The organism is Nocardia cyriacigeorgica, assembly GCF_029868385.1.
GTDB lineage: Bacteria > Actinomycetota > Actinomycetes > Mycobacteriales > Mycobacteriaceae > Nocardia > Nocardia cyriacigeorgica_F.
On sequence record NZ_JARWNX010000064.1, the window covers coordinates 196,648 to 209,461 of the forward strand.

General features: G+C 67.0%; 14 protein-coding genes. 12 read left to right on the forward strand and 2 right to left on the reverse strand.

The features are described from left to right. Window positions 1-91: 91 nt before the first annotated feature. From QH168_RS26300 to rraA, 8 genes are all read left to right on the forward strand, one after another. Complete coding sequence (locus QH168_RS26300; RefSeq protein WP_280468575.1) at window positions 92-730, forward strand: DUF6474 family protein; 639 nt, start codon at window positions 92-94, stop codon at window positions 728-730. Between the two features lie 12 nt (window positions 731-742). Beyond that, window positions 743-1,297 (forward strand): hypothetical protein, encoded by a 555-nt coding sequence (locus QH168_RS26305; RefSeq protein WP_280468577.1) that lies wholly within the window; start codon window positions 743-745, stop codon window positions 1,295-1,297. A gap of 37 nt (window positions 1,298-1,334) precedes the next feature. Continuing rightward, entirely contained in the window at window positions 1,335-2,006 is a 672-nt protein-coding gene (locus QH168_RS26310) for a YcnI family protein (RefSeq protein ID WP_280468579.1), read from the forward strand. Continuing rightward, window positions 2,003-2,575, forward strand: coding sequence for a copper resistance CopC family protein (locus tag QH168_RS26315; RefSeq protein ID WP_280468580.1), 573 nt, complete (start codon window positions 2,003-2,005; stop codon window positions 2,573-2,575). Before QH168_RS26310 ends, QH168_RS26315 begins: the two co-directional genes overlap by 4 nt. Beyond that, on the forward strand, window positions 2,572-3,498 hold the full coding sequence (locus QH168_RS26320; protein WP_280468582.1) for a CopD family protein: 927 nt from the start codon (window positions 2,572-2,574) through the stop codon (window positions 3,496-3,498). Before QH168_RS26315 ends, QH168_RS26320 begins: the two co-directional genes overlap by 4 nt. Window positions 3,499-3,532: 34 nt before the next feature. After that, window positions 3,533-4,006: an SRPBCC family protein gene (locus QH168_RS26325; protein ID WP_280468584.1), complete on the forward strand. Its 474-nt coding sequence runs from the start codon at window positions 3,533-3,535 to the stop codon at window positions 4,004-4,006. Window positions 4,007-4,113: 107 nt separating this feature from the next. Continuing rightward, window positions 4,114-4,479: a DUF5313 family protein gene (locus QH168_RS26330; RefSeq protein WP_280468586.1), complete on the forward strand. Its 366-nt coding sequence runs from the start codon at window positions 4,114-4,116 to the stop codon at window positions 4,477-4,479. A 74-nt stretch (window positions 4,480-4,553) separates the two neighbouring features. Next, window positions 4,554-5,042, forward strand: a complete 489-nt coding sequence (gene rraA, locus QH168_RS26335; protein ID WP_280468587.1) for a ribonuclease E activity regulator RraA — start codon at window positions 4,554-4,556, stop codon at window positions 5,040-5,042. Between the two features lie 8 nt (window positions 5,043-5,050). Here the strand turns inward: rraA and QH168_RS26340 are convergent, their stop codons facing one another. Next, window positions 5,051-5,269 carry an RNA-binding S4 domain-containing protein gene (locus QH168_RS26340; RefSeq protein ID WP_280468589.1) on the reverse strand — a complete coding sequence of 73 codons (219 nt, stop codon included), beginning with the start codon at window positions 5,267-5,269 and terminating at the stop codon, window positions 5,051-5,053. Window positions 5,270-5,417: 148 nt separating this feature from the next. Here QH168_RS26340 and lysX point away from each other — a divergent pair, with 148 nt between their 5' ends. From lysX to QH168_RS26355, 3 genes are all read left to right on the forward strand, one after another. Continuing rightward, window positions 5,418-8,741, forward strand: a complete 3,324-nt coding sequence (gene lysX, locus QH168_RS26345) for a bifunctional lysylphosphatidylglycerol synthetase/lysine--tRNA ligase LysX (protein ID WP_432421173.1) — start codon at window positions 5,418-5,420, stop codon at window positions 8,739-8,741. Between the two features lie 145 nt (window positions 8,742-8,886). Further along, window positions 8,887-9,288, forward strand: a complete 402-nt coding sequence (locus QH168_RS26350) for a hypothetical protein (protein ID WP_280468591.1) — start codon at window positions 8,887-8,889, stop codon at window positions 9,286-9,288. A gap of 225 nt (window positions 9,289-9,513) precedes the next feature. Further along, entirely contained in the window at window positions 9,514-10,125 is a 612-nt protein-coding gene (locus tag QH168_RS26355; RefSeq protein WP_280468593.1) for a histidine phosphatase family protein, read from the forward strand. A 120-nt stretch (window positions 10,126-10,245) separates the two neighbouring features. Here the strand turns inward: QH168_RS26355 and QH168_RS26360 are convergent, their stop codons facing one another. Further along, the gene (locus QH168_RS26360; protein ID WP_280468595.1) at window positions 10,246-11,148 is read right to left on the reverse strand and encodes a cutinase family protein; all 903 of its coding nucleotides are present in this window, start codon (window positions 11,146-11,148) and stop codon (window positions 10,246-10,248) included. A 519-nt stretch (window positions 11,149-11,667) separates the two neighbouring features. Between QH168_RS26360 and QH168_RS26365 the strand changes: the two genes are divergently transcribed. After that, entirely contained in the window at window positions 11,668-12,633 is a 966-nt protein-coding gene (locus QH168_RS26365) for a glycoside hydrolase family 19 protein (protein ID WP_280468596.1), read from the forward strand. Window positions 12,634-12,814 lie beyond the last annotated feature (181 nt).

The window sequence follows — 12,814 nt, forward strand, 5'->3', positions numbered from 1 at the left end:
GGATAGGGTGTCGGCAAACCGTGTGACATGGGCGGACGGGCATTTCGCGCGCCGAGCCGCCAGGGCGAACCAGCATGACGGAGGGCCATCGATGGGGTTGTTCAGGAAGCGCAAGCGGCGCCCGAGCCGCCGGGCCGAGGCGAAAGCCCTCAAGCACAAGGCCGGTCTGGAAGCCAAGCTCGGCGCCAAGAACGACCGCAAACAGCGTCGCGCCGAGAGCCGAACCCAGAAGAAGGTCGCCAAGGCGCAGATCGCCGCATTGCAGGCCGAGGAGAAGGCGGCACTGAAGACCGCGGCCAAGGCCGAACGCGATCCGTTCAGCGTGAACCAGGTCAAGAAGTACATCGGTGTGGCCCGGATCCTGGTTCCGGTGCTGGCACCGCTGGCCTACCGGGGCGCCACCTTCGTGCGCGGTCAGCTCGACAACCGCAAGGCCCATCAGCTCGGCATCGGGGTGGAGCAGCTCGGTGAGTACACTGGACACGGCGCGCGACTGCACGCCAGGATCGCCACTACCGAGGCCGCGCTCGACAAGATCGGCACGAACGGCGACAAGGGTGAATCCGACAAGTTCGTCGCGGCCACCCGCAACCGGCTCGAGGCCCTCTCCGCCGCGGTTCGCACCGCCGACCAGATGCCCGCGCAGCGTCGCCGCGCCGTGCACACCTCCATCGCCACCGAGCTGACCGGAATCGAATCCGACGTGCTGGCCCGGCTCGGCGTGCGCTGATCCACTCCGCCGATGCACCGACGCCCGACCACCGATAGCCCGCGCGGCATCCTGGTCGGCGCGTTGGCCGGTGCGCTCGCGGTGGCCGCGCACGGGCTCGGCGGTGGGGGTTATCCGTCCTCGGCCGAGCTCGCGCTCATCCTGCTCGTCGCCGCGGTCACCGGGGCGGCGGCGGGTGCCATGCCGGTGCGGTACGGCCCGCTGCCGGTACTCGTCGCACTGTTCGCCGGGCAGGCGGCCGGACACGTCGCGCTCACCGGGCTCTACGACCATGAACACGCCGCCGCGGCCCACGCTCCACTCGCGGGCGAACTACTCGGCGGCTATCTGCCCTCCGGCGCAATGCTGCTGGCCCATCTGGGCGCAACCCTGGTCTGCGCCGCCCTGATCCCGCTCGCCGAACGGCTGTACGCCGCCGTGTCAGCGGTGCTGCGAGTCGTGCTCGGCACGCCTCGTGCGGGTGTGCCACGACATCGAGCGCAGGCGTTCACCTCCGTCGTCGGACCACCGAGCTTCGCTCCGATCGGTGCTGCCGGTCCACGCGCGCCGCCGCTGGCGCGCGCCTGACAGCATCAATTCATTTCGGAGAGAAAGCTTTTCATTCATGAACAGGTTCATTTCGCGTGCCCTGTGCACGGCCGCGCTCGGTGGCGGGCTGCTCGCCTCGGCCGGTGGGCTGGCCAACGCGCACGTCACCGTCGACGCGCCCGGCGCCACCAAGGGTTCGATGGCCGTGGCCACCTTCCGGGTTCCGACCGAATCCGATACCGCGGCAACGACCTCGGTCACCGTCACGGTGCCGAAGCTGTGGATGGCCATGACCGAACCGGTCCCCGGCTGGACGGCCAGAGTCGAGCGCAACGACAAGAACGAGGTCGTCGCGGTCACCTGGACCGCGGACCCCGGCGCGCCCGGTATCGGGCCCGGCCAGTTCCAGCAGTTCGCGGTGGCGCTCGGCCCGATGCCGCAACAGGATTCGGTGAGCTTCCCGACCAAGCAGACCTACAGCGACGGCAAGGTCGTCGACTGGAACCAGCCCGCCGACAAGGGCCTGGTCCCCAGCCCGGCGCCCACTCTCACACTGGGCGCCGCCACCGGAAACGGCACCGGCGAACACGGCGTCGAAAGTGAGAACCACACCGAGACAGCGGCCTCCGCATCCGATGACGCGAGCACCGACACCACCGCGCGCTGGCTCGGCGGGATCGGGCTCGCCGCCGGGCTGCTCGGGCTCGGACTCGGTGTCGGCTCGGTGATCCGGGGACGGCAGTCATGAGTGGGCGACGCCTCGAACTGCGCAGACTGCTGTTCGCGTTCGTGATCGGGGCACTGTGCCTCGGCGTCGGCGCTCTCGCCGCCGGACCGGCATCGGCCCATTCCGCGGTGGTCGGCACCTCCCCCGAGGACGGCGCCTCGCTGGACGCGGGCCCGGAGCGGGTCACCATCACCTTCAACGAGGCATTGCAGCCGAACTTCCCGTCGCTGACCGTCGTCGGTCCCGACGATCGGCTGTGGTCCAAGGGCGATCCGGTGGTTGACGGCAAAACGGTGAGCGTCGCGGTCGGCGATCTCGGACCGGCGGGCACCTACCGGGTCGGCTATCGGGTCACCTCGGCCGACGGCCATCCGGTGGAGGGCAAACTCACCTTCACCCTCACCACCGCCGGTAACGGAACGCCCGGCCCCGAGGTCGGCGCCGCGAACGCGAGCAACGGTGATTCCGGCGGCATCCCGATCTGGGTGTTCATCCTCGGCGCCATCGTGCTGTTCGGCGGCGGCCTCGCCTTCGCCCTGTTCGGCACCGGGCTGTTCGGCAAGGGCGGCAGCGGTAAGAGCGGCCGGTGACCGCACGGACGACCGGCGGCCGTGACCGCCGCCCGGCACTGCTGCTGGTCGTCCCGTCCGGGCTGCTCGGCGTTCTGATCGCCTGGGCGCTGACCGCGGTCAGCGCCGAGAGCGCGGTCCGGGTACTCGCCGATATCGCGGGTGCCACCGTGCTCGGGCTCGCGGCGCTGCCACGGCTGCACGATCGGCTGCGGCCGTCGTGGCGGCTGCTTGCCGTGGTCGCGGGCCTGTGGTGCGGCAGTGAATTCGTGGTGCTGGTGTTCGAGGCCGCCGATATCGTCGGCGTACCGATCGGCGCGCTGGACGGCGGGCGCTTCGGCACCTTCCTCACCGAACTCAGTGGTGGTCAGGTCGGTATCGCGATCCTGCTCGGCACCGGCGCCATCGCATGCTATTGCGCGCTCGGTTTCCGGCGCCCGGATATCGCCTCCCCGGATCTGGTGCTCGTCTTCGCCGCGGTGGCGCTGACGTTGCGGCCGATCACCGGTCATATGTCACAGCAACCGTTCGGCTCGGTGCTCGCGGCGGTGCATGCGCTCGCCGCGGGCGCCTGGCTGGGTCTGCTGCTCGGGCTGGCGTTGGTGGTGCGCTCGCGCGGTGAATGGGCGCTCGCGTTGCCACGCTATTCGGCGGTGGCGATGCCGCTGGTGGCGGTCGTCGCGGTGACCGGACTGGTGAACGGACTGGTCCGCATCGGCGGCCTCGCGCCGCTGGTGCAGACCGGATACGGCCGACTGCTGCTGGCCAAGACGCTGATCCTGCTCGTGCTGCTGGCGTTGGGCTGGTGGTGGCGACGCGACTGGGTGGACCGGGCCGCCGATCATCGGATGACGGCCGCGGCCTCGCTGCGCCGGGCCACCATCGAGGTGGTGGTGATGGCGGTGGCGTTCGGCCTGGCGGCCACCCTGGCCGTCACGGCATGACGGAATTGCGCGAACTCCCGGTTACAGTTGCGCCATGACCGAAGTGAAGATCGTCGCCGAATGCGACGCCTCGGCCGAAACCGCTTTCGCCTATGTGAACGATTACCGCAATCTGCCGCGTTTCCTGCGCGAGGTGGAATCGTTCACGCCGGTGGGTAGCCAGATCGAAGGTCTCGGGGCGACGTTCGACGGCCATATCAAGCTCGGTCCGGTCTCACTGAACTCCCGGATCGAAATCGTGCGCTGGGAGGAGAACTTCGCCATCGGGGTGAAGTCGATCAAGGGTTTCGAAGTCGAATCGACCTTCCTGTTCCATGCCACCGGCACCGAACGCTGCACCGTCGACGCCATCGTCGACTACCGGGTCGGCGGCGGCCTGGCCGGGCGCGCGCTCGGCAAGACGATCGAACCGTTCGTCAAGATCGCGGTGAAGCACAGCACCGAGAACCTCACCAAGCAGATCGAGGAATTCCACCGCGCGGGCGGGGCCGCCAACAGCGCGGAGTGAGCGCGCGGAGGGTCATCATCGCCGTAGGTGCCCGGCCGGTCGCCGATGCCGGAGGTGTGGCCCGCTCGACCCTGGCGAGACGCACGTCACAGGCATAGCCTCGAGGTATGAACAAACCCACCTTCAGGCAGCGCATTGCCTACGATCTGGGTCGCGAACTCCCCGCGAACCTGCACGAGTGGGTGACCAACGACCTCATCGGGCATGGGGCCATGGAGCGCTATCTCGTCAGGTTCCTCGGGCCGATCATTCCGTTCTTCGCGCTCGTGCTGCTGTTTCCCGGTCCGATGCCGCTCAAGATCGGGCTGATCGTGATGATGATCGTTCCGATGGTCATCTTCACGGTCGCGCTCAGTTATGTGTGGCGTCGGTACCGGCTGGTGCAGCACGGTCTCGATCCGGATCTGGTCGATCACGGCAAGATCTCCGAACACGAACGTCATATGTACGAACTGCGCCACGGACATCGATAGCGCGTCGTGATTCACGTGGAACGAACCCAACGGTCCGTTCGGGCTGGAATTCGGCCACCTTTAAGCTGACTGCCATGACCGAACCGACAGATGTTGTGGCGACCGCGGACCTGGCCGATGAGATCGGCCCCGAAATTCGTAGCTGCGATACCCAGTTCATCCAGTTCGGCGGCCGGGCCGCATTCTCCGGCCGGATCACCACCATTCGCTGCTTCCAGGACAATCTGCTGGTGAAGCAGACGTTGAGCGAACCGGGCGCGGGCAAAGTGCTCGTCGTCGACGGCGGCGCGAGCGTGCACACCGCGCTGGTGGGCGACATCATCGCCGGACGCGGCGTCGACAACGGCTGGGCCGGTGTCATCGTCAATGGTGCGGTCCGCGATTCGGCCATTCTGCGCACCCTCGACATCGGGATCAAGGCGCTCGGCACCAATCCGCGTAAGAGCACGCAGACCGGTTCCGGCGACAAGGACGTTCCGGTGGAGATCGGTGGGGTCACCTTCGTCCCCGGCGACATGCTCTACAGCGATCACGACGGCGTCGTGGTGCGCGCCGAGAGCTGATCGGTCGGCTAATCCGCGACTCGGGCCTGGTGACCGGCGAGGGCGACGATATCGCCGACGTGCAATTGCCGTCCGCGCCGTAGCTCGACCTCGTCGTTCACCCGCACGAGTCCGGCGGCGATCACCGTCTTGGCTTCCGAACCGGAATCGATCAGATTGGCCAATTTGAGAAACTGGCCGAGCCGAATGGCTTCGTCATCGATCGGCACATCGACTGGTTCCGACATGTCCTAAATACTTACTCCCCCGGCCCGCTCGGCCGAGCGCCACCCCGGTATCCGGCCGTATTCCGCCATTGCCGAGACGGCGCAAAGGGGCCGAGAACACGCCGCGACAAACTACCGGCAAATCCACCCCAACGGTCACACTGGATCGGTGACTTCCGCGCCGGACGACCTACGCAGCACCACCGAGCTATCAGTGGGCAGACCCGTTCCGCCGGTACCGCATCGTGGGCGCGGCAGGTTCGCCGAGGTCCCGCATTACGCCGGACTCGTGCTCGGTGTGTTCGCGGTGGCCTGTCTGCTGTGGAGCCTGTCGCCCGCGCTGCGCTATCTCACCCACGCCCCGCGCCACTACATCGACGACTACTACTTCGATGCCCCCGACACCAGCCTGGTCTGGGCGCTGGTGGTCGGTCTGCTGGCCGCGGCGACGGCCGGGCGAAAACGTATCGCCTGGTGGTTGCTCGTCATCTATCTGGTGACCTGGGTGCTGGACAACGCGGTGGCCTTCATCCAGGACCGCGATATCAACGCGCTCGTCGCCGGGGTGGTGCATCTGGCGGTGATCGGCGTGCTCATCGCCGCCTGGCCCGAGTTCTACACCAGGGTCCGGCGCGGTGCGGGCCGGAAAGCGCTGGTCGCGCTGGTCGGCGGGCTCGCGCTGGGCTGTCTGCTCGGCTGGGGGCTGGTCGAGATGTTCCCCGGCTCGCTGCCCGGTGGGGCGCAGCGGCCGCTGTGGGCGGTGTACCGGGTGACCGGCGCGATCCTGGTGGACAACGAACAGTTCGACGGTTCACCACACCATTTCGTGAACTTCCTGCTCGGCCTGTTCGGCGCGGTCGCGCTGCTCAGCGCGTTCCTGGTGCTGCTGCGTTCCCAGCGCGCCGACAACGCCATGACCGGCCTGGACGAATCGGCGTTGCGCGGGCTGCTCGCCCGCTCGGATGTGGAGGATTCGCTCGGCTATTTCGCCACCCGCCGCGATAAGGCGGTGGTGTTCGCGCCGAGCGGTAAGGCCGCCGTCACCTACCGGGTCGAACTCGGCGTCTGTCTGGCCAGCGGTGATCCGATCGGCCTCAAGGAGGCGTGGCCGCAGGCGATCGATGCCTGGCTGCGGTTGGCCGATCGGTTCGGTTGGGCGCCCGCGGTGATGGGTGCCAGCGAACTGGGAGCGACCGCTTACCGTAGGGCCGGACTGTCGGTGGTGCGGCTCGGCGACGAGGCCGTACTCGACACCAGGAACTTCTCCCTCGCCGGTGCCGAGATGAAACCGGTGCGCCAGGCCGTGAACCGGTTGCGCCGGCAGGGCGTCTCGGTGCGCATCCGCAGACACTCCGAGATCCCCGCTCGCGAATTCGCCAAGATCGTGGCGCGGGCCGAGGCGTGGCGCGATACCGAGAACGAACGCGGATTCTCCATGGCGCTCGGCCGACTCGGCGATCCGCTCGACGGTGACTGCCTGCTGGTGGAGGCCGTGGACTCCGACGACCGGGTGCTGTCGATGCTGTCGCTGGTCCCATGGGGCCGGACCGGGGTGTCACTGGAATTGATGCGCCGCGACCCGCTCGGCCCCAATGGCGTGATGGAGCTGATGATCTCGCAGCTCGCGCTCACCTCAGACCAATACGGCATCACCAAGATCTCGTTGAACTTCGCGGTGTTCCGTTCGGTGTTCGAAGAGGGCGGACGCATCGGCGCCGGACCGGTGCTACGGGCCTGGCGCGGGATACTGCTGTTCTTCTCCCGCTGGTGGCAGCTCGAGGCGCTGTACCGGTCGAATGTGAAATACCAGCCGAACTGGGTGCCGCGGTTCTTCCTGTTCGAGGAACGCAGGCAACTGCCGCGGGTGGCGATGGCCAGCGGGCTGGCCGAGGGATTCCTACCGCGGTTCGGCGCCGAACCCGATGCCACCACCCACACCGGACGCCACAGCGCGGTCCCGGCCACCATGACCGGCCTGCACGCCGACGGAAGCCCACCGCAAGCGCCGGAATCGGAGGAGGAGCTGCTGCTGGCGCGCAGGCCCGAACAGGTGCGGGTGCGGATGTCCAAACTGGACCGGCTGGCCGCCACCGGCGTCGACGCCTATCCGGTGGCCTATCCGCCGACTCACACCGTCGCCGCCGCGCGCCGCTCACCGCGCGGCACGACCGTTCGGGTCTGCGGGCGGCTGCTGCGCATCCGCGACTACGGCGGTGTGGTGTTCGCGGTGGTGCGCGATTGGTCCGATGACATCCAGCTCGTGCTCGACCGGGAACGCCTCGGCGCCAAACGGTGCGCGGAGTTCGGCGAGTTCTTCGACCTCGGCGATCTGATCGAGGTCAGCGGCCGGATCGGGCGCAGCAGGCGCGGCGAACTTTCGCTGCTCGTCGCGGATTGGCGGATGCTCGGCAAATGCCTGCACCCGCTGCCGGACAAATGGAAAGGCCTTGCCGATCCCGAATCGCGGGTGCGGCAGCGCTACGTCGACATGATGATCAACCCCGAGACCCGCGAGGTACTCACCAAACGCAGTGCGGTGGTGCGTTCGCTGCGGGACTCGCTCACCGACTGGGGCTATATCGAGGTCGAGACGCCGATCCTGCAACAGGTGCACGGCGGCGCCAACGCGACACCGTTCCGCACCCATATCGACGCCTACGATCTCGATCTCTACCTGCGCATCGCACCCGAGCTGTATCTCAAACGGCTGTGCGTCGGCGGCGTGGAGAAGGTGTTCGAATTGGGCCGCACCTTCCGCAACGAGGGCGTGGATTTCAGCCACAACCCGGAATTCACCATCCTCGAGGCCTACGAGGCGCACAGCGATTACGAGCGGATGATGCACCTGTGCCGCCAGCTGATCCAGAACGCGGCCCTCGCCGCCAACGGCGCCATGGTGGCCATGCGACCCAGGGAAGACGGCACCCTCGAAGCGGTCGACATCTCCGGTGAATGGCCGGTCAAGACGGTGCACGGGGCGATCTCACAGGCCATCGGCACCGAGATCACGCCGCGCACCGATGTGCAGCGGCTGCGGGAACTGTGCGACGCCAACGCCATCCCGTATCAGCACGCCTGGGACGCGGGCCAGATCGTGCTGGAGATGTATGAGCATCTGGTCGAGGACCGGACCGCGGAACCCACCTTCTATATCGATTTCCCCACCTCGGTCTCACCGCTGACCCGCAGCCATCGACGCATCGCCGGGGTCGCCGAACGCTGGGATCTGGTGGCGTGGGGCGTCGAATTGGGCACCGCCTACAGCGAACTCACCGATCCGGTCGAACAGCGGCGCCGACTCACCGAACAGTCGATGCTCGCGGCGGGCGGCGATCCGGAGGCCATGGAACTCGACGAGGATTTCCTCCAGGCCCTCGAACACGCCATGCCGCCGACCGGCGGACTCGGCATGGGCGTCGACCGCATCGTCATGCTCATCACCGGCCGCAGTATTCGCGAGACCCTGCCATTCCCACTGGTGAAGCCGAGGTAGCTTATCGGACGCGCTCGAATCGCCCGGCGGAGGAATGGATTCGAAAAGCTCGAATCGCATGTTTCGCCGGATATCGGTCCGGGCACTAGGGAGAAGGATCGGTTCGCCCGGAGGAGGCGGCCGACGATTTCGATTGGGGTTTCACTTGTACTACCTTGACCTGCTGACCAATGCCAGCACCCTCGACCATTCGACCTGGGCGAGCCCGGAGGTGTTGACGTCGGCGATGGAGCAGGAGCTGGCCAAGAAGGGGAAGAAGAAGGGCGGAGGGATCTGGATCATCCTGTGCCTGGTCGTCGTCGTCCTGCTGATCGCCATCCCGGTCGCACTCTTCCTGAAAAGCCGCAACAACAACCAGTCCGGGCAGCAGCCGGTGCAGGGCGGATTCGACCAGCAGCAGGGCCAATTCCCCCCGCAGGGGCAGTATCCCCAGCAGGGCCAATACCCGCAGCAAGGGCAATTCCCCCAGCAGGGCCAGTACCCACCCCACGGCCAACAGAACCCCTACCCACCGCAGGGCAGCCAGTACCCGCCGCAGAATCACTGAGCATTCCGAACACCCGAGCCCGGGTCGCGAAGCGCGACCCGGGCCGTTTCATATCCAGGGCACGAATGACTGTCCGCCGCCGAGTCCCGTGCGTCTACCGCCGGGTACTGGTGGTCGACTGCGTCATCGGCCCGATCGTCCGGCTGGTGAGCGGAGCGGGGCAGGTGGTGGACGCGACCGGGCTCCCGATGGGCAGCGTCGACCTCGATGCGGCACAGTATGGGGGTGCAGTTGATTCTCGTTCGCCATGCGCAACCCATTCGGATCGAGCAGGTCGAGGGGGCGGCCGACCCCGGATTGGCCGGGATCGGGGTGGAGCAGGCGGAGCGGGTGCCCGCGGCGCTCGGACATCACCGGATCAAGCGGGTGCTGAGCAGTCCGCAGCGGCGGGCGCGGGAGACGGCGGGGCCGACGGCCGCGAAGCTCGGGCTCGACGTGGAGGTGCTCGATGGTCTGGCCGAATACGACCGGGATCTGCCCGCCTATATCCCCATCGAGGACGCCAAGGTCGAGTTCCAGGCGGAATACGACCGGATCAAGGCCGGGCATCTGCCGACGGTGATCGATGAACCGGCGTTCAAATCGCGAGTGCTCGATGCCATTACCGAGATCGCCGTGACCGCTGATCACGCCGATACGGTGGTCGCGTTCGCGCACGGCGGCGTGATCAATATCCTGCTGCAAGACGTGCTCGGCCTGGCGCGGCCGCTGACGTTCCCGATCGACTACTGCTCGGTCACCCGGATCCTGTTCTCCCGCACCGGTCGGCGCACCGCCGCGACGATCAACGAGAACGGGCATGTATGGGAATTGCTGCCGCGCAATATCAGCGCCTGAGCGATTCCCGACAGTCTTCCGGCCCCATCGCACCGGTATCCCGAAGCCCGTGCAAAAGACTGCGGCCACCCATACCCGGCAGACGCCGAGCGGGTGGCCGCAGCCGAGTCCGCGGTGGGATCAGGCCATGCGCGCGAACCAGTTGTGCATCCAGGAGATGGCGGTCTGCCCGCCGCCCACCTGGTAGGTGCCGTAGCTGGTGTGGGTGTGCGACTTGTAGAACGCTTCCAGGTCGTTGGCCCGCTGCTGGTTGGCCGAGTCGGTGAGCTGGGCCTGCAAGGTCGGGATACCGCCGTTGGCCATCAGATCGCCGATGATCGCACCGGCTTCCAGCTGGTAGCGCCAGATATTGGCCGGGTTGGCATCCGAACTCTGCGCCAGGAATCCGGCGAAGCGGGTGACGAAATCGTTGGAGGCGGTCGCGCAGTAGAGATCGTCGGTCGCGCAGATGGTGCGCGTGCGGTCGCTGACGAAGCCGAAGCCGCCGACCCGTGGGCCGCCCGCACCGGCGCCACCGGCATGCGGGCCGACCTGGGCGTCGGTCGGCGAGCGACGCGGATCCGAGATCAGACCGACACCGGCGATCCGGCTCGGCGGAACCACACCGACACCCGTGCCGATCTCGGCGGCGAGATCACCGGCGGCGTCGGCGCCCTGGCTGTAGCCGAGCAGACCGATCTTCGTCGCACCACAACGCTGCGCCATGGCGCTGACCAGGCCGCGCGCCTTATCGGTGGCTTCCCGCTTGGATTGGCCGTAGACGTCGCCCTCCCACGGGAACGCGGTGGCGGCGTAGGTGATGTAGTCGACCTTGGTCTCCGGCCCCAGCCCATTGGTCACGCCGGAGAGCATGCCCGGTTGCGGCTTCTTGTCGTGGCCGGTTTCCCAGGTGCCAGGGATGGCGACCACATACAGACTCGGGCATCCGGGCGCGGCCGAGGCCACGGTGTTACCTCCGAATACCAACCCGGATGCGATCGCCGCGCACGCGCCGAACGTCGCGGCAACCTTCTTGAACTGCATACTGCTCCAGTCAACCCATGCCCTGGTGAGGGCGTTCCCGTACACGCTGTCGCTTCGATGCTGAACTCGGCGGATGTCGCACCGGTGCACACGAAGTGAACACCATTCATCCCACCGAGTGCGCACACCCGGATAACATCCGAGGCCCCGACGCACACACCGCGAATAACAATAGGGCCACACCCGTACCCCCGCCAACCGAACGAGATCGGTTGACCGATTTTCACCGGTGCCGCGCCACGGTTCTTGCCACAATTGGCCGATCTCGCCTGCGTGCCCCTGCCACAATTGGTCGGTATGGCGCCAAGGAGCGACACACCGGCGGCGCGGTCTGCGCCGATCGACACCGATCGTTCCGGCCCATCTCGGGCGACATCGCCCGGCGCTGCCGGTCCCGACAACGCACCCATCTGCCCTACTTACGGATGGTTCGGCTGGCAGGTCCAGCTGGACCCTCCGCCGCGCGCCTCCGAACCCGCCAAGAACACCATCGGAATGATCCGAGCCATCTTCCAGTTGTTGGTCGATCAACTCGGCGTCGGCGAGCCCGCGGACATGCCGGACGTGACGCAGTTGCTCAGCAAGGCCGGGCTGTACGACCCGAAGAGCACATCCATCGCGATGTCGGCCTATGACGACAACGAAGGCGAGATAGCGAAGATCACACAGAATCTCGTCGCCCGCGACAAGGACGTCTCCGCCGAGGTGGTCGCGGCCGCCCGGCAGGGCACCAGGCTCAATATCGATATCTGGGACGAGGTGGTCGACCTCCGCGAGGCCGTCGCTGCCGTCGGAAGCGGCAAGCTCGCGCGCGATGTCGAGACCGCACTGCTCGACACGTTCGGATTGTCGTTACAGCGGGTCTGGACCAAGTACAAGGCGGCGACGGGCTACATCAAGGAAAGCCGTGACAACATCGAGCCGATCACTCTCGAGCAGTTGAGAGCCCTCGCCCCCAAGACGGATCGGGACAAGCTGGCGGCTTACTTGCCGCATCTCAATACAGCGATGCGAGAAGCGGGAATCGTCAACCCGAAACGCAAGGCCGCATTCCTTGCGCAGGTTCTTCACGAAACCGACAAGCTGCGAACACTCACCGAATACGGCGACAAGGGATACTTCGAACGCAATTACGGACCGGGCACGACGGTCGGTCGCGACCTCGGCAACGAAAGGCCCGGCGACGGTGCGCGTTTCCGCGGCCGTGGCGCGCTCCAGATCACCGGCCGGTACAACTACGAGCAGGCGGGCGAGGCGCTCGACGTCGATTTGATCCGCGACCCCGGCCTGGCTGCGAAGCCCGAGCATGCTTTCGACGTCGCCACCTGGTTCTGGGAGTCGAAACGGCTCAACGATGACGCCGACCGGGTGCGGAGCACCTCGGATTTCGACGCGATCACCAAGACGATCAACGGTGGCGGCAATGGCCTCACCGAGCGCCGAGAGTATTACGACAAGGCCCGCAAGGTCCTGGGAACGGACTAGCGCTGCCGTCCGGCGCGAACCCGGTGGCGGGCGGACTTTCCCGGTCGCGCACACCCGGTTCATCATGCGACTCGCGCAACCAGAGCGTGATGCAGCATACCGCGAGCGAATGCACCGAATACCCTGGACTACCTGGATATTCGACTTCTCGACATCGAATCATTCGACAATCGAACCGATT

What these genes read in the sequence shown, in the direction of transcription:
- QH168_RS26300 (WP_280468575.1), top strand. Translation starts at nt 92, where the DNA reads ATGGGGTTGTTCAGGAAGCGCAAGCGGCGCCCGAGCCGCCGGGCCGAG.
- QH168_RS26315 (WP_280468580.1), top strand. Translation starts at nt 2,003, where the DNA reads ATGAGTGGGCGACGCCTCGAACTGCGCAGACTGCTGTTCGCGTTCGTG.
- rraA (WP_280468587.1), top strand. Translation starts at nt 4,554, where the DNA reads ATGACCGAACCGACAGATGTTGTGGCGACCGCGGACCTGGCCGATGAG.
- QH168_RS26360 (WP_280468595.1), bottom strand. Translation starts at nt 11,148, where the DNA reads ATGCAGTTCAAGAAGGTTGCCGCGACGTTCGGCGCGTGCGCGGCGATC.
- QH168_RS26340 (WP_280468589.1), bottom strand. Translation starts at nt 5,269, where the DNA reads ATGTCGGAACCAGTCGATGTGCCGATCGATGACGAAGCCATTCGGCTC.
- QH168_RS26305 (WP_280468577.1), top strand. Translation starts at nt 743, where the DNA reads ATGCACCGACGCCCGACCACCGATAGCCCGCGCGGCATCCTGGTCGGC.
- QH168_RS26310 (WP_280468579.1), top strand. Translation starts at nt 1,335, where the DNA reads ATGAACAGGTTCATTTCGCGTGCCCTGTGCACGGCCGCGCTCGGTGGC.
- QH168_RS26330 (WP_280468586.1), top strand. Translation starts at nt 4,114, where the DNA reads ATGAACAAACCCACCTTCAGGCAGCGCATTGCCTACGATCTGGGTCGC.
- QH168_RS26325 (WP_280468584.1), top strand. Translation starts at nt 3,533, where the DNA reads ATGACCGAAGTGAAGATCGTCGCCGAATGCGACGCCTCGGCCGAAACC.